Annotated in this window: 18 protein-coding genes; 6 read left to right on the top strand and 12 right to left on the bottom strand. The window is 70.9% G+C overall.

Annotated features, from left to right (window positions below):
* Positions 1-87: 87 nt before the first annotated feature.
* The 3 genes from ACX28W_RS01750 to ACX28W_RS01760 form a co-directional block, all read right to left on the bottom strand.
* Positions 88-666, bottom strand: coding sequence for a Uma2 family endonuclease (locus ACX28W_RS01750; protein ID WP_458996950.1), 579 nt, complete (start codon positions 664-666; stop codon positions 88-90).
* A gap of 80 nt (positions 667-746) precedes the next feature.
* Positions 747-920, bottom strand: a complete 174-nt coding sequence (locus ACX28W_RS01755; RefSeq protein ID WP_458996951.1) for a DUF397 domain-containing protein — start codon at positions 918-920, stop codon at positions 747-749.
* Positions 917-1,684 (bottom strand): helix-turn-helix domain-containing protein, encoded by a 768-nt coding sequence (locus ACX28W_RS01760; RefSeq protein ID WP_458996952.1) that lies wholly within the window; start codon positions 1,682-1,684, stop codon positions 917-919. The genes ACX28W_RS01755 and ACX28W_RS01760 overlap by 4 nt, the downstream gene beginning before the upstream one ends.
* A gap of 125 nt (positions 1,685-1,809) precedes the next feature.
* On the opposite strand from ACX28W_RS01760, the gene ACX28W_RS01765 reads away from it, so the two are divergent.
* Both ACX28W_RS01765 and ACX28W_RS01770 read left to right on the top strand, forming a co-directional pair.
* The gene (locus ACX28W_RS01765; protein WP_458996953.1) at positions 1,810-2,226 is read left to right on the top strand and encodes a hypothetical protein; all 417 of its coding nucleotides are present in this window, start codon (positions 1,810-1,812) and stop codon (positions 2,224-2,226) included.
* Between the two features lie 1,415 nt (positions 2,227-3,641).
* Complete coding sequence (locus tag ACX28W_RS01770; RefSeq protein WP_458996954.1) at positions 3,642-4,565, top strand: MerR family transcriptional regulator; 924 nt, start codon at positions 3,642-3,644, stop codon at positions 4,563-4,565.
* On the opposite strand, the gene ACX28W_RS01775 is transcribed toward ACX28W_RS01770, so the two are convergent.
* Positions 4,553-5,227 (bottom strand): SGNH/GDSL hydrolase family protein, encoded by a 675-nt coding sequence (locus ACX28W_RS01775; protein ID WP_458996991.1) that lies wholly within the window; start codon positions 5,225-5,227, stop codon positions 4,553-4,555. The genes ACX28W_RS01770 and ACX28W_RS01775 overlap by 13 nt on opposite strands.
* Positions 5,228-5,354: 127 nt before the next feature.
* On the opposite strand from ACX28W_RS01775, the gene ACX28W_RS01780 reads away from it, so the two are divergent.
* Positions 5,355-6,329, top strand: coding sequence for a TolB-like translocation protein (locus ACX28W_RS01780; RefSeq protein WP_458996955.1), 975 nt, complete (start codon positions 5,355-5,357; stop codon positions 6,327-6,329).
* 50 nt (positions 6,330-6,379) lie between these two features.
* Here ACX28W_RS01780 and ACX28W_RS01785 read toward each other — a convergent pair whose 3' ends face one another.
* The gene (locus tag ACX28W_RS01785) at positions 6,380-7,135 is read right to left on the bottom strand and encodes a TetR/AcrR family transcriptional regulator (protein ID WP_458996956.1); all 756 of its coding nucleotides are present in this window, start codon (positions 7,133-7,135) and stop codon (positions 6,380-6,382) included.
* Positions 7,136-7,231: 96 nt separating this feature from the next.
* Here ACX28W_RS01785 and ACX28W_RS01790 point away from each other — a divergent pair, with 96 nt between their 5' ends.
* On the top strand, positions 7,232-8,215 hold the full coding sequence (locus ACX28W_RS01790; protein WP_458996957.1) for an ATP-binding cassette domain-containing protein: 984 nt from the start codon (positions 7,232-7,234) through the stop codon (positions 8,213-8,215).
* Positions 8,212-9,033: an ABC transporter permease gene (locus tag ACX28W_RS01795; RefSeq protein ID WP_362072422.1), complete on the top strand. Its 822-nt coding sequence runs from the start codon at positions 8,212-8,214 to the stop codon at positions 9,031-9,033. The genes ACX28W_RS01790 and ACX28W_RS01795 overlap by 4 nt, the downstream gene beginning before the upstream one ends.
* Before the next feature lie 96 nt (positions 9,034-9,129).
* Here ACX28W_RS01795 and serC read toward each other — a convergent pair whose 3' ends face one another.
* The 7 genes from serC to ACX28W_RS01830 form a co-directional block, all read right to left on the bottom strand.
* Positions 9,130-10,248: a phosphoserine transaminase gene (serC, locus tag ACX28W_RS01800; protein ID WP_458996958.1), complete on the bottom strand. Its 1,119-nt coding sequence runs from the start codon at positions 10,246-10,248 to the stop codon at positions 9,130-9,132.
* 286 nt (positions 10,249-10,534) lie between these two features.
* A complete protein-coding gene (locus ACX28W_RS01805; RefSeq protein WP_458996959.1) occupies positions 10,535-11,767 on the bottom strand; it encodes a cytochrome P450 family protein in 1,233 nt (410 codons plus the stop codon).
* Positions 11,764-12,987, bottom strand: coding sequence for a cytochrome P450 (locus ACX28W_RS01810; RefSeq protein WP_458996960.1), 1,224 nt, complete (start codon positions 12,985-12,987; stop codon positions 11,764-11,766). Before ACX28W_RS01810 ends, ACX28W_RS01805 begins: the two co-directional genes overlap by 4 nt.
* Positions 12,984-13,622, bottom strand: coding sequence for a GTP-binding protein (locus ACX28W_RS01815; RefSeq protein ID WP_458996961.1), 639 nt, complete (start codon positions 13,620-13,622; stop codon positions 12,984-12,986). Before ACX28W_RS01815 ends, ACX28W_RS01810 begins: the two co-directional genes overlap by 4 nt.
* Positions 13,603-13,950 (bottom strand): DUF742 domain-containing protein, encoded by a 348-nt coding sequence (locus ACX28W_RS01820; RefSeq protein ID WP_458996962.1) that lies wholly within the window; start codon positions 13,948-13,950, stop codon positions 13,603-13,605. Before ACX28W_RS01820 ends, ACX28W_RS01815 begins: the two co-directional genes overlap by 20 nt.
* Positions 13,947-14,354 carry a roadblock/LC7 domain-containing protein gene (locus ACX28W_RS01825; protein WP_362072434.1) on the bottom strand — a complete coding sequence of 136 codons (408 nt, stop codon included), beginning with the start codon at positions 14,352-14,354 and terminating at the stop codon, positions 13,947-13,949. The genes ACX28W_RS01820 and ACX28W_RS01825 overlap by 4 nt, the downstream gene beginning before the upstream one ends.
* On the bottom strand, positions 14,351-16,081 hold the full coding sequence (locus ACX28W_RS01830; RefSeq protein WP_458996963.1) for a sensor histidine kinase: 1,731 nt from the start codon (positions 16,079-16,081) through the stop codon (positions 14,351-14,353). The genes ACX28W_RS01825 and ACX28W_RS01830 overlap by 4 nt, the downstream gene beginning before the upstream one ends.
* A gap of 283 nt (positions 16,082-16,364) precedes the next feature.
* On the opposite strand from ACX28W_RS01830, the gene ACX28W_RS01835 reads away from it, so the two are divergent.
* A complete protein-coding gene (locus ACX28W_RS01835) occupies positions 16,365-19,337 on the top strand; it encodes an FAD-binding and (Fe-S)-binding domain-containing protein (protein WP_458996964.1) in 2,973 nt (990 codons plus the stop codon).
* Positions 19,338-19,402: the final 65 nt, after the last annotated feature.

The following is a 19,402-nucleotide window of genomic DNA, read 5'->3' on the forward strand; positions in this document are numbered from 1 at the left end:
CGCGGCTCCTTGAGGCCGTGACCGCCGACGTGCGCCGCGCGGCGGAGCTTCTTGGCGCCGGCTTGGCCTCGTTCGGCGAGGAGGGTGCTAGTCGCGGGGGAACTCGTCGGTCTTGAGAGTGAGGCCGAGGGTGGTGGTCAAGTCGACGTCTCCCCCGTAGGAGATGGAGAGCTCGCTGATGTAGCCGCCGTCCTTGGGCTGGGTGAAGAGGTGGCACCTGCCCTGGTACGGGTCGGCGATGAGGTAGACGGGGACCTCGGCGAGCGCGTAGGCGGTTTTCTTGGGGCCGTAGTCGTTCCTGGCGGTGTCCTTGGAGATGACTTCTGCGACGAACTCGGCGTCTTGGTGGAGCCAGTGACCCTTTGCGTTCTGCTGGGCTCCGTTGCGCAGTTTCACTACGTCAGGCGCCAAGCCGTTCAGGTGCCCGGGAAAGTCGATGCGCTCGTCCGAGGTGACGAGCACGTCCATGCCGAATGTGTCCTCCAGCGCCCGGACGATCCTGCGGATGGTCTGCCAGTGAACGTGGCGCTGCGGCGACATGTAGATGGCCCCCTCGACGATCTCGGCCTTGTAGCCCTCGGGGACGGTCATCTGGTCGAACATCTCATCCAAGATCTGTTCGTTGATGGTGGCCATGGCGATCCTGTCGTTCTCTACGACGGTCATGGTGGCGCTCCTCCCCGGCCGCAACCCGGTCGAGTGGAGCCGCGCAGTACAACGATACGCACGGTGACCGGGACACGGGGTCAGGTGAGCGCGGCCAGGAAGGTGGTCCAGGTGGTGGGGGTGATGGTGAGGGTGGGGGCTTCGGGGGTTTTGGAGTCGCGGATGTGGATGGTGGTGGGGGCTATGGCTATCTCGACGCATTCGCCTTCGCCGTCGCTGTGGCTGCTCTTGAACCAGTGGAAGTCCGTGCTCATAGCTCCCGTGCCACCTTCTCGATCAGCTTTGCGGACTCCTCGGGCGTGTGAGCCTGCGCCCGCAGAATGCCATATTTGCCGAACAGGTCTCCGACGTCGGGCTGTTCGCTCACGAAGTAGCCGCCTCGGTGACCTTCGACGTAGGCGAGCTGGTGACGCTCGGCTGTCTCCAAAAGGCTCATGCGGCCGGCGAGCCCGGCGTGGTCCTGCCGATCGTGTGGCATGACCTGGATCTCGATATTGCGGAGTTCGCCGATGGCGAGGATGTGGTGCAGCTGCTCCTTGAGCGTGGCTGGACCGCCCAGGGGGCGGGTCAGCGTGGTCTCCTCAAGCACGAAGCTGAAGCTGGGAGTTGGCTTGCGTTTGAAGAGTTGTTGGCGTTCCATCCGGGAGGTCACCCGCCGCTCAATCTCCTCGTCGTCCAAACTCGGGCAGCGGTTGGACGTGTAGACCGCCCGCGCGTACGTCTCGGTCTGAAGCGAACCTGGGATCAGATGGGTCTGATACACGTGCAAGGCAGCTGCCTTCTTCTCCTCTGCGAGGTAGTCCTCGGTCCACGGCCTCAGCCCGTTGCTCCCGAACTCCTTCTCCGCCAACACCAGTAGTGCACCCTGTGCACCCAGCACCTGGTCCGCGACTTCGATCAACTTCCCCTTGGGTGACCGCTCACCCCGCTCCACCATCGCCACCTGCGACTTTGAGTAGCCGACGTGGTTGCCCAGGGCCTCCTGAGTCATCCCGGTGCGTTCGCGGAAGAACCGCACCAGCGCGCCGAAGGACTCCGACCCACGATCACCGGAGTGCACACAGACCTCCCCAAGTACACAGCCTCGCACGGCCCTTACGAACCCCTGGTCACAGTATGTGAGCAACCGTAAGCATTTGCGTCATGAACGCGAGAACCTTCCCCCCGGACATCCACCCCTGGATCCCTGCCACCGGCCACGCCCTGCGCCACGCGGGCATCCACTTCGACGCCGTACGGATTGGCGCACCGCTCGCCGAACGTGTCGCCTCCGAACTCATGCTGTGTACGGACTTCGACGCCGGGCCGATCGTCCGTGAACTGACCGGTGAGCTGAACCACTACTTCCTGTTGCCCCCGCAAACCGTGTCCCCCTACACCTGGCCTCCCGGCGTACGCCCCCTGACGCGCGGTGACCGGGGACTGGCATACGTGGGCGTACCGGCGCTCACGGGCAGGACGTGGCCGCTGGACTGGCGGTGCGTTCCGTCGGCGGAAGCTCCGTTCGTGGCCCCGGAGCTGCTGTGCGAGGTGGTGGGACAGGTGACCCGGGGGCGGTGAAGTGGCCGTTGGGGCCGCCCGCTTCTTGGTCAGTGTCGTGCTTCCGCGATCCGAGTAAAGGGCGCTGCGCGTCGCCTTCGGCGATCGGCCTCCGGCCGACCCTTGACTCGGCTCGCTCCAGCACGTGGGAGAAGCGAGCGGGCGGCCCGGAAAGACGGGTGGCCCAGGTCGGTTTGCGGGTGAGGTGGGTTGCGTTGCGGGCCGGGGTGGACGGGAGCCGCGCTCGCGCCTCGCCTGCACGCCGGGACGGCTTAGCGGCGGGCGGCCGGTGGGGGCTGCGCGCCGGCGGGGTGGCGGCACGCCGGGTGGGCTTGGCGGCGGACGGGCGGTGGGGGCTGCGCGTCGGCGGGGTGGCGGCACGCCGGGTGGGCTTGGCGGCGGACGGGCGGTGGGGGCTGCGCGTCGGCGGGGTGGCGGCAGCTGGGTCGGCTTGGCGACAGACGGCCGATCGGGAGGCGGAGGGGGAGGGGGAGCGCACCAGCATGGCGCGGCGGCGGCACACCGGGTCGGTTCGGTGGGGTACGGCCAGTGGCGGGATGGGCGACGTTCCGGACGGCAAGGAGTCCCCTCCGAACCTCTCCGAACCCACCCCGCACCTTTCCGGGGTGCGGAGAGCAGGCCATGTCCCAGTAATTGGCGACTTTGGGCCAGCCCGCACATGGAAAACCCCAGGTCAGCAGCCGTAAGCGTGGCCCAAATCTTCCAATTACCCCCGGAGGCGTGATCGGTGAGGATGGTGTGGCAGATGAGGAGCCGCCCTCCCCCGGCTCCCACCCTCCGGGTGCAACCCGCCCCCGCCTCGAACCCACCACCCGCAAGCCGCCAAGCCCACCCGGCATGCCACCACCCCGCCGACGCGCAGCCCCCACCACCCGCAAGCCGCCAAGCCCACCCGGCATGCCACCACCCCGCCGACGCGCAGCCCCCACCACCCGTCCGCCGCCAAGCGGGCCCGGCGTGCCCCCGAAGCACGACCGCGCTCCACCCACTCACCGCAAGCCGCTGAGCCGACCCGGCGTGCCGCCGAGGCGCGTCCGCGTCCGTCCACCCCGGCCCACAGCCCAACCCACCTCACCCGTCGGCGGACCTCGGCCACCCGTCTTTCCGGGCCGCCCGCTCGCTTCTCCCACGTGCTGGAACGTGCCTAGTCAAGGGGCGGCCGCAGGCCGATCGGCGTAGCCGACGCGTAGCGGAGCGGAGCGCCCTTTACTCGGCACGTGGAAGCACGACACTGACCAAGAAGCGGGCGGCCCCCACGGTCACTTCACCGTCCCCGGGGCACCTGTCCCACCACCTCGTGCAGCAAACCCACGCTCACGAACGGAGCTTCGGCCGACGGGGCGCACCGCCAGCCCAACGGTCACTTTGCGGCTGGGGCTTGTGTCTCCCGTAGGGGGAGGCGTCAGGGTGGGGGCATGGACGGCGGCACCCTCGACTCGCTCGACTCGCTCTACTCGATCGGCGACCTGGCCCGGCGGACCGGGCTGACGGTCAAGGCCATTCGGTTCTACTCCGATCAGGGGATCGTGCCGCCGACCGGCCGTAGCCCGGCTGGTTATCGCCTCTACGACATCGACGCCGTCGCCCGGCTGGGCCTCGTACGGACCCTGCGTGACCTGGGGGTGGGCCTGCCCGCCATCCGGAGGGTGCTGGACCGCGAGCTCTCGCTCGTCGAGGTCGCGGCGGCGCACGCGGACGCGCTGGCGGTGCAGATTCGCGTCCTGCGCTTGCGGCACGCGGTGTTGACGGCGGTGGCCAGGCGTGGGTCCACCCCTGAGGAGATGGAACTTATGCAGCACCTGGCCATGCTCTCCGAGGACGAACGCCGGCATCTGATCGATGACTTCCTCGACGCCGTCTTTGGTCGTTCCGACGCCCTCGTAGGCATCAGGCGGTCGTTCACGCCTGAGCTGCCCGACCACCCGGAGGTCGAACAGGTCGAGGCCTGGGTGGAGTTGGCCGAGTTGTCACGGGACCTGGAGTTCCGTGCAGTTGTGCGGGGGTTGGTTGCGGATCACGAGGCCGAGCGGGTGGCTCGGGGCCCTGGTGGCATCGGACCGCTTCGTGGCCTCGTCGCCGTCGTGCGTGACCGGGTCGGACCGGCCCTGGCGGCGGGGATCGAACCGGGGTCGTCCGAGGCCGAGCCGATCGTCGAGGCGCTCACCGCTCAGTCGGCGGACGTTCTCACCCGCCTCGAGACCGTCAACGACCCTCGCAGGGAGCGGTACTTGGAGCTGCTCGCGGTGATCAACGGCTGGTCGGCCCCGGAGAGCCTGGCGCCCGTACTCGACTGGTCCGTCCAGGCGCTGCGTATGCGGACGGCCGGTCAGGGGGCGTAGGGCTCGCCCAGGTCCCAGGCCTGGTACATCGCCTCCGCGAAACCCTCCGCGATCTTGTGCTCGCCGCTCGCGTTGGGGTGGGTGCCGTCGTAGGTGTCGAGGTTGATGTCGTAGGAGGGGGGTGGGGAGGCGAGGAGGAGGGGGGAACGGGGTTCGTCGAGGTCGGCGACCGTCTTCGCGAGGAGTTCGTTGAAGGCGGAGACCTCGGTGGCGAAGGGGGCGTCGGACTCGGCGCGGACGTTGGGAATCACCGGGAGCAGGACCATGCGGATCCGGGCGTTCGCGGCGCGGGCCTCTTCGATGAAGGTGTGGGCGTTCTCCGCGGTCTGGGCCGCGTTCGTGTAGAAGCCCAGGTCGATCAGGCCCAGTGACACCAGCAGCACGTCCGCCCGCTGCGCCCGGACCGCCTCGCCGATCAGCGGGGCCATGTGCAGCCAGCCCTCGCCCCAGCCGGCCAGGTGGGACCTGGGGAAGTCCGGGTCCGCGTACTCGTACGAGTCGGGGGACTCCGTCGCTTTGTCGTACAGCGCCTCGCGTGGGCCGACGATCTTGAACGGGCCTCCGTACGTCGCGCGCAGGTGCTGCCACATCCGGTAACGCCACGTGTGTTCGCCCGCGCTTCCGATCGTCATGGAGTCGCCGACGGGCATGAACCTGAGCATCCGCTCATCATGGACGATCGGTACGGGCGCCATGGGCCGTGAGTGTGTGAGGCTGGACACGCCCGGGGGCGTGCATCCGTGGGGGACACGCCCGGACTCCGCTCGCGCGGGATGGCAGGCTTGGGCCATGCGCCGATCGCTTCCGTTCCTCGCCGGAGCCGCCCTCGTCCTCGTACTGTCGGCACCGGCCGTGGCCGACGACGGGGACGACGGGTTCACGATCAAGGACCCCCGGATCACCGAGTCCAGCGGACTCGCCGCCTCGCACCTCCACCCCGGCGTCTACTGGACCCACAACGACAGCGACGACGGGGCCTATCTGTACGCCGTCGAGAGCAAGACGGGTGAGACCGTCGCCACCATCACCATGAGCGGGGTCGGCGCGCCCCGGGATGTCGAGGCCATCTCCATCGGGCCCGACGGCCACCTCTACGTCGGCGACATCGGCGACAACCTCGGCGGTACCTGGCCGTACGTGTGGATCTACGAGCTGCCCGAGCCGAAGGTGCTGAAGGACCAGACGATCCGCGCCACGCAGTACGTGGTGAAGTACGCGGACGGGGCCCGCAACGCGGAGGCGATGATGGTGCACCCGAAGACCGGGCGGGTCTACATCGTCGACAAGGACGAGGACGGCGGGCATCTGTACGAGGGCCCCGCCCAGCTCTCCGCCTCCGGTACGAACGTCTTCCGGCGCGGGCCCGCCATCGACCTCTGGACCACCGACGGCGCCTTCTCTCCCGATGGCAAGCAGCTCGCCGTACGCGGGTACTTCGGCGGGATCTCGTACGCCTGGAACGACGGGAAGATCAAGCGGCAGGGGCGGCTGAATGTTCCCTTGCAGGGGCAGGGGGAGTCCGTCACCTATTCGGCCGACGGGACGAAGCTCATGTACGGGAGCGAGGGGGCGGGCAGTGGCGTGGCGGCGGAGAGCGCTCCGGGCGGCGGTGAGAGCTCCGCGTCACCTTCGAAGAGCGGCGGTTCGGCAGCCGCCGACGGAGGCGGCGGCGACATGAACGCCGACTTCAAGGTCGGCGCGCTCGCCCTCGCCGTCGGCCTGGCCGCGGTGTTCGGGATCAAGCGGCTGCTGCGCAAGGGCTGAGGCGTCCCCCGGTTGTCAGCCCTTGGCTGTCAGCTGTCAGCTGTCAGCTGTCAGCTTTCGGCGCGCCGGGCGACCAGCGATTCCAGCCCGTCCAGCATCCGCTGCAGGCCGAACTCGAAGTGGTCGAAGTCCGTGCCGAAGGCGTCCTCGCTGAGGGAGGCGAGGAAGGGGTGCCGGCCGTCGGCCATGACCTTCTCGATGACGGGGATGTGGGCCTGCCAGAACTCGGCGTCCGTCAGTCCGGTTCTGCGCTCCGCCTCCTGCTGGTACACCTGCGTGCGGGCGGCCCCGAAGACGTATCCGTCGATCATGATGATCGCCGAGACCAGCTCCGGATCGGACAGGCCCATCGGCTTGATGCGGGAGAGCATCTTCTCCATGCCGTCGAGTGCGCTCGGGCCGAGGATCGGGCGGGTCTGGTTGACCTGGAGCAGCCAGGGGTGGCGTCGGTAGAGGGCGAGCGTCGCGCGGCCCAGGGCTTCCAGGGCCGCCCGCCAGCCCTCACCGAAGACCTCCGGGTCCTCGGAGGGGCGCTGGACGCGGTCCAGCATCAGGTCGAGCAGCTCGGCCTTGCCGGGGACGTAGCGGTACAGCGACATGGTGCCGGTGCCGAGCTCGGTGGACAGGCGGCGCATCGAGACCGCGTCCAGGCCGTCCGCGTCCGCCACCCGGATGGCCGCTTCCACGATCGCGTCGAGGCTCAGGCCCGGTTTGGGGCCGCGGCTGGGGCGTTTGCCGGTGTCCCACAGCAGGGCGAGGGTGCGGACGATGTCGCCGCTGCCGCTGGTCTCCGTACCGCTCGTCATGGGCCTCAGAATAATCCCTGCGGGGGAATTGGGTACGGTGTACTCTCTTTAGAGTACGGCGTACTCAGTTTGTGGTCGGCGAGCAGGAGGGGTGGCGTGGACGGTTACGCGGTGTGGGCCGAAGGGCTGGAGAAGCGGTACGGGGAGAAGCGCGCGCTGGACGGGTTCGACCTCGGCGTCAGGGAGCGGACGGTGCACGGGCTGCTGGGTCCGAACGGCGCGGGCAAGACCACCGCCGTCCGCATCCTGTCCACGCTCGTGAAGCTCGACGGGGGACGGGCGCGGGTCGCGGGCCTCGACGTGGCGCGCCGGCCGCGCGAGGTGCGGGAGCGCATCGGGCTCACCGGGCAGTACGCGGCCGTGGACGAGGTCCTCACCGGACGGCAGAACCTGGAGATGTTCGGACGGTTGTTCCACCTCGGCGGCAGGGGGGCCCGGCTGCGGGCCGGGGAGCTGCTGGAGCAGTTCGATCTCGTCGACGCGGCGGACAAGGGGGTCGGGCAGTACAGCGGGGGCATGCGGCGGCGTCTCGACCTCGCCGCCTCCATGATCCTCGCCCCGAGTGTTCTCTTCCTCGACGAGCCGACGACCGGGCTCGACCCCCGCAGCCGGGGTGAAGTCTGGGATTCCGTACGGGCGTTGGTGGCAGGCGGTACGACCGTGCTGCTGACCACGCAGTACCTGGAGGAGGCCGACAAGCTGGCCTCGCGCATCACCGTGATCGACCAGGGGCGCGCCATCGCCGACGACACCCCGGACGGGCTGAAGAACACGATCGGCGGCGACCGTATCGAGGTCGTCGTGACGGAGCGTGCGGACATCCCGCGGGCGGTCAAGGTCGTGGCCCGGGTGGCGGACGGTGAACCGGAGACGGACGAGGCCGAGTCGAGGGTGCACGCGCCGGTGACCGACCGGGTGGCCGCGCTCACCGACGTGGCGCGGACCCTCCAGGACGAGGGCATCGCGGTCGAGGACATCGGGCTGCGCAGGCCGAGTCTGGACGATGTGTTCCTGAGCCTGACCGGGCATCGCACGGAGCCGGTTTCCGCCGCCACCGACACGAAGGGAGTCGCGGCATGAGCGCCGTGGACCTGGCCGAGCGGCCCACGCACGGCCGCGCCTACTGGGCGCTCGCCGACTGCTGGAACATCGTGCGCCGCGGGCTCACCCACTACCAGCGCCAGCCCATCAACATCGCCTGGCAGTTGGGCTTCCCGATCCTGTCCGTGCTGCTGTACGGGTATGTGTTCGGCAGCGCGATGAAGGTGCCGGGCGGCGGGGACTACCAGGACTTCCTGATGCCGGGCATGTTCGTGATGACGATGGCCTTCGGGTTCATCAACACCGCGACGGTCGTCGTGTACGACGCCACGAAGGGTGTCATCGACCGGTTCCGTTCGATGCCGATGGCGCCGTCCGCCGTTGTCGCCGGGCGTGGCGTCACCGATCTGATCGTCGCCTGCGCGGAGTTGACGATCCTGATGCTCACGGCGTTCGTGATGGGCTGGCGGCCGGACGGCGGGCTCGGCTTCGTGGCCGCCTTCGGACTGCTGCTGTGGCTGCGGTTCGCACTGATCTGGCTCGGGGTGTGGCTCGGGCTTCTCGTGCCCAACCCGGAGGCGGCGGGCGGCCTGTTCGCGGTCGCCTTCCCGCTGACCATGATCTCCAGCATCTTCGTCGCGCCCCAGCTGATGCCGGACTGGCTGGGCTTCGTCGCGGCCTGGAACCCGATCTCCTCCACCGCCGCGGCCACCCGGGAGCTGTTCGGAACCCCGGTCGGCAGCGGCGACTCGTGGGTCGAACAGCACGCCCTGCTGATGTCGGGGGTGTGGCCGCTGATCCTCACGGCCGTGTTCCTGCCGCTCGCTGTGCGACGGTTCCGGAAACTCAGCCGCTGATCTTTCCGGTACGGGAACGGGGGCGCCCGGCACCTTGTGTGGTGCCGGGCGCCCCCGTCGACGTATCAGATGTACCAGGCGTATCGGAAGGAGCTTCTACAGCTTCTCGATCACGTAGTCGATGCACTTCGTCAGCGCCTCGACGTCCGCCGGGTCGATCGCCGGGAACATCGCGACACGGAGCTGGTTACGGCCGAGCTTGCGGTAGGGCTCGGTGTCGACGATGCCGTTGGCGCGCAGCACCTTGGCGACGGCTGCGGCGTCGATCTCGTCCGCGAAGTCGATCGTGCCGATGACCTGCGAGCGCTTGGCCGGGTCGGTGACGAACGGCGTCGCGTGCTTGGAGTCCTCCGCCCAGGAGTACAGGCGGGCCGAGGAGTCCTTGGTGCGGGCCGTGGACCAGTCCAGGCCACCCTGGCCGTTGATCCACTCCAGCTGCTCGTTGAGGAGGAAGAGAGTGGCCAGCGCCGGGGTGTTGTACGTCTGGTTCTTGCGGGAGTTGTCGATCGCCGTGGGGAGGCTGAAGAACTCCGGGACGTGGCGGCCGGACGCGTGGATGCGCTCGGCGCGCTCGATCGCGGCCGGGGAGAAGACGCCGATCCACAGGCCACCGTCGGAGGCGAAGGACTTCTGCGGGGCGAAGTAGTAGACGTCGGTCTCGGCGATGTCGACGGGCAGACCGCCGGCGCCGCTCGTCGCGTCCACGAGGACGAGCGCGCCCTCGTCGGCGCCCGCGACCCGCTTGAGGGGGGCGGCGACACCGGTGGACGTCTCGTTGTGCGTGAAGGCGTAGACGTCGACGCCCGCCTCGGCCGCCGGCTCCGGGTGTGTGCCCGGGTCGGAGGAGATGACCGTGGGCTCGGCCAGCCAGGGGGCGAGCTTGGCCGCCTTCGCGAACTTCGAGCTGAACTCGCCGAAGGTGAGGTGCTGCGACTTGTTGTCGATCAGGCCGTGGGTCGCGATGTCCCAGAAGGCGGTGGAGCCGCCGTTGCCGAGGATCACCTCGTAGCCCTCGGGCAGGGAGAACAGGTCTCGCACGCCTTCGCGCACCTTGCCGACCAGGTTCTTGACCGGGGCTTGGCGGTGGGAGGTGCCGAGGAGGGAACTGCCGGTCGCGGCGAGCGCGTCGAGCGCCTCCGTACGCACCTTGGAGGGGCCCGCGCCGAATCGTCCGTCGGCGGGCTTGATGTCAGCGGGGATCTGGATATCAGCCACGGTGGGAGCCTAGCCGTTTCCGGAAACGGGGGTGAAACATCGTCCGTCGGGTGAGACGGGGGGCGGGGTGGCTGTGGTGGGGTTTTGCGCCCCCGCCGCCCCTACCCGTCCCATCCCTGGGGGCTGCCGCCCCAGACCCCCGCTTCGGCCTGGACGGCCTCGTCCTCAAACGCCGGACGGGCTGGGATACCTGGCGGGGGTCCAGGGGGCGCAGCGCCCCTGGCGGGGGTCTGGGGGCGGAGCCCCCAGGGATGGGACGGGTAAGGGCGGCGGGGGCGGAAATCCCTCAGTCCGCGACCAGCCGCACCGGAAGCTCGAACAGGTCGTTCTGCGTCACCACCGGCTTGTTGCGGAGCTCGGACGCCGGGACCGCCAGATCGAGCGAGGGGAACCGCTCGTACAGCGCGGGCAGAGCGACCCCCGCCTCCAGGCGGGACAGCGCCGCGCCGGGGCAGACATGCGGGCCGTGACCGAAGGAGATGTGCCGGTTCTCGGTCGTACGGGTGATGTCGAAGTCCCCGGCGGTAGGGCCGTGCGCCTTCTCGTCACGGCCGATCGCGGCGTACGACACGATCAGCGCGTCACCCGCCGGGATGACCTTGTCCCCGACCGGGACGTCCTCCGTCGCGAAGCGGATCAGGACGTGGGAGGTGGGGGTGGAGTGGCGCAGGGTCTCCTCGACCACCGACGACCAGTCCGCCTGGCCGGAGAGGACGAGGGCGCGCTGTTCGGGGTGGGTGGAGAGGTTGACCACGGCGTTGACGATGAGGGAGATCGTCGTCTCGTGGCCCGCCGCGACCATCAGCTGGAGGGTGGAGACGATCTCCTCGTCGGTGAGGTGGTCGCCGTCCTCGGAGGCGAGGATCAGCGCGGACGTGAGGTCGTCGCCCGGCTCGGCGCGCTTGGCCGCGACCGTGTCGGCCATGATTCCGGCCAGCTCGGTGAGGGTGGCGATGACTTCGGCGGGCGGGGTCTGCGTGGAGAAGAACTTCTCGAACAGTTCCTGGAGGCGGGGGAGCCGGGATTCGTCTATGCCCATGAGGTCGGCGATGACGTACATGGGGAGGGGGTAGGCGAAGTCCGCCTTGAGGTCGACGGCGACCTCACCCGCCAGGTTGTCCAGCAGGCCCTCCGTCAGTTTGCTGATGCGCTCCCGCATCTGCTCCACACGGCGCGGAGTGAGCGCCTGGGCGACGAGCGTGCGCATCCGGCGGTGGTCCGCGCCGTCCACGGTGAGCATGGAGCGGCCGGGGTTGGCGAGTCCGATCAGCGGCCAGTCGGGGGGTATTTCCCCGCGCTGCCAGGCGCCCCACACGTTGATGTCCTTCACCAGCCGGGGGTCCGTGAGCAGCGCGCGGGCCTCGGCGTGGTGGGTGACCGCCCACACGGGGACGCCGCCGGGCAGCTCCACGGCGGCGAGGGGTCCCGCTTCCCGGAGCCGGGCGCTCTCGCCCTCCAGGTCGGACACGAACGGATCGAGCACGATACGAGGAGAGGTAGCAGAGGTCGGAGCGGTCATGCGGAGGTGCCTCCCAAGGCCGTCGTCGGAGCAAAGCGCACAGGAAGTTCGGTCAGGCCCCGCAGCCACGGGGAGGGGCGCCGGGTCAGCGACTCGGCGGGTACGGCCAGGTCGATGTCCGGCAGCCGGTCCAGTACGACCTCGATCCCCGTCCGGGCGATGACCTCCGCGACCTCCTGCGCCGGGAACGGGCAGCGGTGCTCGCCGTGGCCGAAGGAGAAGTGGGCGTTGTTGCCGCCGGTGAGGGCGGAGCCGTCGGTGCGGACCTGGGGGTCGGAGTTGGCGCCCTGGAGGCCGAGGATGAGGAGGTCACCCGCGCGGATGCGGCGGCCGCCGAGCTGGGTGTCGCGGGAGGTCCAGCGGCCGGCGATGTTCTGGGAGGGGGTGTCCTCCCAGAGGACCTCGTTCATGGCCTCGGCGACGCTGTGGCGGCCGCCGAAGAGGGAGGCCGCGAAACGGTCGTCGGTCAGCATCAGGCGCAGCGAGTTGCCGATCCAGTCGGCGGTCGGCTGGTGGCCGGCGGCCATCATGACCATCAGGTCCTGCATGATCTCTTCGTCGGTGAAGCCGCTGGTGTTCTCGAGCATCCGGGACACCACGTCGTTCGCGGGCTCGGCCTTCCGGTCGGCCAGCAGCCGCGCCATGGAGCCGGCCAGGTGCTGCTGGCCCTCGAGGGCGTTCTCACGACCGTTGATCATGTCGTTCAGGGCGGTGACCAGGCCGGGGCCCTGTTCCTCGGAGAAGCCGTAGAGCGTGGCGAGGACGCGGACGGGCAGCAGGGCGGCGTAGTCCCCGATGATGTCCGTCTCGCCCTTGGCGCACACCGCGTCGATCAGTTCGTCGGCGAACTTCTCGGCATGGGCGCGCAGTTCGAAGGGGTCGACGGCCTCGAGCGCCTCGCTGATCATCGCGGCGCGCTCACGGTGGCGCTCGCCGACGGTGTAGAGGATCGAGGGCTGCTTGCGGCCGATCATGGGCAGCAGCGGCCAGTCGTCCGGGATGTTCGGCCACTGGCTCCACAGGTCGGAGTCGCGGCTGAACAGCACAGGATCGCCGGTGACCTGGTGCAGTTCGCGGTAGCCGAGCACCAGCCAGGCGGGGATGCCGCCGTCCAGCACGACCGGCGTCACGGCACCGTGGTCGCGCCGCATCTCCCGGTACAGCTCGGCGGGTTCGGTCTGGAACCGGGGCCCGCTGAGGGGCACGGGGGCGGGGGTCACAGGGCCAACTCCGGGGATTTAGAGGGGCTGTCGGCGAGTGCGGCGGCTTCGGCGGCGTACGTCGTCTGCAGGTGTTCCACCAGCGTGATCAGCACCCGCTTGCTGGACTCCCGCGAGCGGGCGTCGCAGTCGACCAGCGGGACGTGCGGGTCGAGGTCGAGGGCCTCGCGGAGCTGGGCGGGGGTGTGCGTGGGGCCGCCGAAGTCGTTGCAGGCGACGATGAACGGCGTGCCGTGGTGCTCCAGACGGTCGATCGCGTACCAGGAGTCGTCGATACGGCGGGTGTCGACGAGGACGACCGCGCCGAGGGTGCCGGAGAACAGGCGGTCCCAGAGGAACCAGAAGCGTTCCTGCCCCGGCGCGCCGAAGAGGTACAGCACATTGCGGGCGTCGAGCGTGATGCGGCCGAAGTCGAAGGCGACGGTGGTCGCGGACTTGCCGCGCACCTCGCTGATGTCGTCGATCGCCTCGCCGGCCCGGGTCATCGTCTCCTCGGTGTTGAGCGGACGTATCTCGCTCACCGAGCGGACCAGGGTCGTCTTGCCGACGCCGAAGCCGCCGACGACCACGATCTTCAGGCCGTTGTCGGCCGACGCCTCCAGCGGCGTACGGGCGTCAGAGGTTACGGAGTCCAACGAGCACCTGCTCCAGGATGTCGGGGTCGGGAAGAGCGGACGGTCGTGGGTGACGGGCGCTGACGCGTCCCAGGGCCAGGAGGTCGGAGAGCAGGACGCGGGTGATGGACACCGGCAGCTTCAGCTCGGCGGCGATCTCCACGACCGCCGTGGGCCGTTCGCACAGCCGCAGGATCGCGGCGTGCTCCGACTGCATGCCCAGCACCGGATCGCATTCGGCGACCACGAGCGTCACCAGGTCGAACGGGGTGTCGGGCCCGGACCGGCTGCGCCCCCCGGTGAGGGTGTACAGCCGGTCGGGCGCGTCGTCCCTGCCCGGACGGCTCATGACGACCGGGGCTGCGCGCTGAGGTGCTCGCCGAGTTGCTCCACGAGTTCGCTCATGTTGTGGCCGACCAGCCCGGCGTCCGCGTCCTCGGCGGTGACCACCGCGAGGTGGGCGCCGTCGCCCGCCTCCACGATGAACAGGACTCCGCCGTAGAACTCGGCCATGGCCGAGCGCACGCCCCCGGTTCCGTCGCCGAACTCCACGGACGCTCCGTGGGACAGCGACTGGATTCCGGCGGCGATCGCCGCGAGCTGGTCGGCCCGGTCGACCGTGAGCTCCGGCGTGCGACACAGCTTCAGGCCGTCGCGGGAGAGCACAAGCGCGTGCCGGGCGCCCGGAGTGCGCTCGAGAAGGCCTTCGATGAGCCAGGAGAGCTTCTCGTCGGCGGTGGTGGTGCCGGTCATGAAGTGGTGTCGCCTTCCGGGTGCGAGGTGGTGGCGGGGGTGGTGTCCCGTACGGCTACTTCTTCTCGTACGGCGTCTTCGGGGGCGTACGCCGTGGTGCGCAGGGTGCTTTCGGGGTCGTACGACGTGCTGAGTCCGGTTTCTTCGGGGACCGTGCCCTGCTGGTCCGGTGCCGTGCCGCGGACGGCCTGGCGGAAGCTGCTGAAGCGGGCGGCGGCGGCCTTGGCGGTCTCGGCGGTACGGGGTTCGGGGTCGGTCCGGTCCGCGAGGCGGGCGCGGCTGCGCTCGGCGTGCGCGAGGGTGCGGCCGCGGCGGCGCTTGGGGAGGCTGTCGGTCGACGGCGCGACGGTGTCGGCGACGGTGTCGTGCCGGGGCGACTCGTGGGTGGGGACCGGGTCCGGGTCGAGGTCCGCGGTGGCGTGGGCGGCGGCGTACGAGGCCGGTGGGAGCGCCTCGGCGGCGGCCGGGGCCGGGACGGTGGCCGGCACGGTGGGCGTCGCGGTGGCCACCGCGGTGGGCGTGGCCTCGGGGGCCGCCGGTGCCGGGGCGGCCTGCGGTGCCAGGAGGTCCTGGGGGATGAGCACCAGGACGCCGGTGCCGCCGCGCGCGGAGGGCCGGAAGGACACCTTCAGGCCGTGCTTGCGGGCGAGCCGGCCGACCACCGCGAGGCCGAGCCGGGTGCCGGTGAGGCCGCCCAGGTCGGCACCGTCGCCGGAGACGGCGCGCTCGGCGCGGCGCAACTGGACGTCGCCCATCACCAGACCGCTGTCCTCGACGGAGACGATGACGCCGGCCGGGACCTCCTCGACGTACACGTGGACCTCGGCGGTCGGCGGCGAGAAGTTCGCGGCGTTGTCGAGGAGTTCGGCGAGCGCGTGCATCACGCCCTCGGCGGCGTGTCCGGCGACGGCGGCGTCGCTGGAGGAGTGGACGCGCACACGCTGGTAGCCGCCGATGCGGCCCATCGCGCCGCGCAGGATCGACTCCATGACGATGGGACGGGCCCAGCGGCGGCCGGAGCGGGCGCCCGCGAGGACGGCGACGGAGTCGGCGAGACGGCCCGCCTGCGCGGTGCGGTGGTCGAGGTACAGCAGGTCGGCGAGGACTTCCTCGTCGGAGTGCCGCTCTTCCATGGCGCGCAGGTCGGCGAGCATGCCGGTGGCCAGGGCCTGCATGCGGCCGGCCGCGTTGGCGGTGGCCGAGATGGCGGCCGACCGGTCGTTCGCGGCTTGCCGGATCTGCGCGGCCAGGCGTTCCTTCTCGGCCTTGAGTTCGGCGAACCGCCGCTGTTCCGCTTCGGCTTCGGTGGTCATGCGCCGGCGCTCGGCCTCGAACTCCTGGGTGAGGAGAGCGCGTTCGCGTGCCGCGGCGTCTGCGACGCGGGCCCGGTCCCGGGCGGACTCCTCCGCCAGCCGGGACCGCTCCTGGTTGAGCTCCTCGGCGAGCCGGGCCCGTTCCTGGAGGAGCCGTCCGGCGTCCTGGGTCACGGCGTCGAGGCGGCGGCGTACCAGCTTTCTCGCCTGGACGGCGCGGGCGGCGACCGCGACGGCGACACTCAGCAGTACGGCGGCGGCGCCCGCGCCCCAGGCGAGGGGGGCGCGGACGGAATTCGGGGACTGGGCGACCGCGACGACGACCGCGAGCGCCGCCAGGACGGCGGTGATCAGAGGGGCGGGCGCGACGGCGCGGAGGGCGGGTCGTTCGCCGGAGGGGGTGGGCGCGGTCATGATCGTGTCCTCGGTCGTGTCCTCGGTCGTGCCTTGGGTCGTGCCTTGGGCGAGAGGCGCCACCTGATGCTCAACTTGCGGTCACTATATGAGAGTTCCTGATCGCATTGGGGAGGTTCCGGATCCGGGCCGATAATCGACACGTGATACACGTGTAACCAGTGATCACGTCCGACGATCGCATCGCGTGATCACGTTCGCTGATCGCTTCCGCTCACCGCGTCCGGCGATTCGAGGGTGACGGCTTCGGTCGTTGTCAGTGGGCGGGGGCATCCTTGGGGGCATGACGGATCTCGGGGCGAGGGGTGGGACGGGCGAGGCGGGACTGCGTGCCGCGCTTGCGGCACGGCTCGCGGCGGAGGTCCGCGGCGAGGTCGCCTTCGACGTGACCGCGCGGGCGCTGACCACCATGGACGCGTCCAACTACCGGCGCGTCCCGCTCGGCGTCGTCGCCCCGCGTGACGCCGACGACGTGGCGGCGGCCCTGTCCGTGTGCCGCGCGCACGGCGTGCCGGTCGTGCCGCGCGGCGGCGGCACGTCGATCGCCGGACAGGCGACCGGCACCGGCGTCGTCCTCGACTTCACGCGTCACATGAACCGGATTGTCGCGCTCGACCCCGACGCGCGGACGGCCCTCGTCCAGCCCGGCGTCGTCCTGGACCGCCTCCAGGAGGCCGCCGCCCCGCACGGCCTGCGCTTCGGCCCCGACCCGTCCACCCACAGCCGCTGCACCCTCGGCGGGATGATCGGGAACAACTCGTGCGGCTCGCACTCGGTCGCCTGGGGCACGACGGCGGACAGCGTGCGGGAGCTGACCGTCCTCGACGGCCGGGGGGAGCCGCGGACGCTCGGCCGGGACTGGCAGGGCGCCCCGCCCGGCCTCCGGTCCCTGGTGGAGGGCGACCTGGCCCGCCTGCGCACCGGATTCCCGGAGCTGCCCCGCCGTATCTCCGGTTACGCGCTGGACGCGCTGCTCCCCGAGAAGGGAGCGGACGTCGCCCGGTCCTTCTGCGGCTCCGAGGGCACACTCGGGGTGCTGACCGAGGCGGTCGTACGCCTGGTCGAGGCCCCGCGCGCGCGGGCGCTGGCCGTGCTGGCGTACGCGGACGAGAGCGCGGCGGCGGAAGCGGCGGCGGGCCTGCTGCCGCTCGGGCCGCTCACCGTGGAGGGGATGGCCGCGGACCTCGTACCGCCCGACGCGGGGCTGCCGCGGGGCGGTGCCTGGCTGTTCGTGGAGACCGGCGGTGACTCCGGAGCCGAGGCACGCGCGCGTGCGGACGCGATCGTGCGGGCCGCCGACGTCATCGACTCCCTGGTCGTCACCGACCCCGCGGGACAGCACGCCCTGTGGCGGCTGCGGGAGGACGCGAGCGGTACGGCGACGCGGATGCCGGACGGGAGTGAGGCGTGGCCGGGCTGGGAGGACTGCGCGGTGCCGCCGGCCCGGCTCGGGCCGTATCTCCGCGACTTCCGGGGCCTGCTGACGGCCCACGGCCTGCGCGGCACGCCGTACGGGCACTTCGGTGACGGCTGCATCCACGTCCGTATCGACTTCGATCTGATGACGGGCGAAGGGCTCGGCCGCTTCCGCCGCTTCTCGGAGGAGCTGGCGGACCTGGTGGTGTCCCACGGGGGCTCGCTCTCGGGCGAGCACGGCGACGGACAGGCGCGGGCCGAGCTGCTGCCGAGGATGTACGGGAGGGAGCTGGTCGGGCTCTTCGCGCGGGCGAAGGACCTCTGGGACCCGGACGGCCTCCTCAACCCCGGGATGCTCGTGCGGCCCCACCGGCTGGACGAGAACCTGCGGTTCGCGGTGTTGCCCCGGCAGCCGGTCGACGTCGAGTTCGGCTATCCGGCGGACGGCGGGGACTTCTCGGCGGCGGTGCGCAGATGCGTGGGCGTCGCCAAATGCCGTACGACGACTGCTGCTGGTTCGGGGGTGATGTGCCCGTCCTTCCGGGCGACGGGCGAGGAGGAGCACTCCACACGGGGGCGGGCGCGGCTGCTGCACGAGATGCTCGCGGGCGAGGTGGTGACGGACGGGTGGCGGTCGACCGAGGTCCGTGACGCGCTGGACCTGTGCCTGTCCTGCAAGGGATGCCGGTCCGACTGCCCGGTGGGCGTCGACATGGCCACGTACAAGGCGGAGTTCCTGCACCACCACTACGAGGGGCGGCGACGCCCGGCCGCGCACTACGCGATGGGGTGGCTGCCGGTGTGGCTGGGCCTGGTCGACCGCACGAGATCGGCCCGATTCGTCAACACCCTCGCCTCCGTACGCCCGTTGGCCGCCGTGGCCAAGCGGCTGGGCGGGATCGCGCCCGAGCGGGAGATTCCGCGGGTGGCGGCGGAGACGTTCAGCCGGTGGTGGGGGCGGCGGTTCAAGGAGCGGGTGCGGCGGATGATGCGGGAGGGGGCGTACGAGTCTCAGGGCACCGAGGCGGGTCGGGTGGCCTTCCTCTGGCCGGACACCTTCACGGAGCACCTCTCGCCGTCCGTGGGGCAGGCGGCCGTACGGGTGCTGGAGGCGGCGGGGGTGGACGTGATGCTGACGCCGACGGTGGCGATGCGGAAGTCGGGGGCCGGCGAGGGCGTGTCGGCCTCGGCCACCCCGTGGTCGGTGGGCCGCCGGGGCCGGGTCTGCTGCGGTCTGACCTACGTCTCCACGGGCCAGCTGGACCGCGCCCGCACGGTGATGCGCCGCACGCTCGACCTGATGGGCGTCTTCCTGGACCCCGACATCCACCCCGAGACCCCCGCCGTCGTCGTCCTGGAACCGAGCTGCGCCGCCACCCTGCGCACGGACCTCCCGGAGCTCCTCCACGACGACCCGCGCGCGGCGCGCCTGGCGTCGGCGGTGCTGACGTTCGCCGAGGCGCTGGAACAGCTCGCCCCGGACTGGTCACCCCCGCCCATCGGCCGCCCGGCAGTCGGCCAGACCCACTGCCACCAGCACGCCGTCCTCGGCGACGCGGCGGACCGCCGGCTGCGCGAGGCGGCGGGCCTCACCGGCACTCTGTCCGGCGGCTGCTGCGGCCTCGCGGGCAACTTCGGTTTCGAGAAAGGCCACTATGAGGTGTCCACCGCGTGCGCGGAGGAGCAGCTCCTCCCGGCGGTACGGTCGGCGACCGACGACACGGTGATCCTGGCGGACGGCTTCTCCTGCCGCACCCAACTGGACCAACTGGCGGGCCGCAGAGGGCGGCATCTGGCGGAGGTGCTGGCGGAGGGGCTGGGGGAGGGGGACCGTACCTGAGCGCGCCTGGGGCGTCGAAGCCCCGTAGGTACGCTGGCGAAGCCACCCGCCCCCCTTATGAGGAG

This window comes from Streptomyces sp. SD15 (assembly GCF_054462255.1).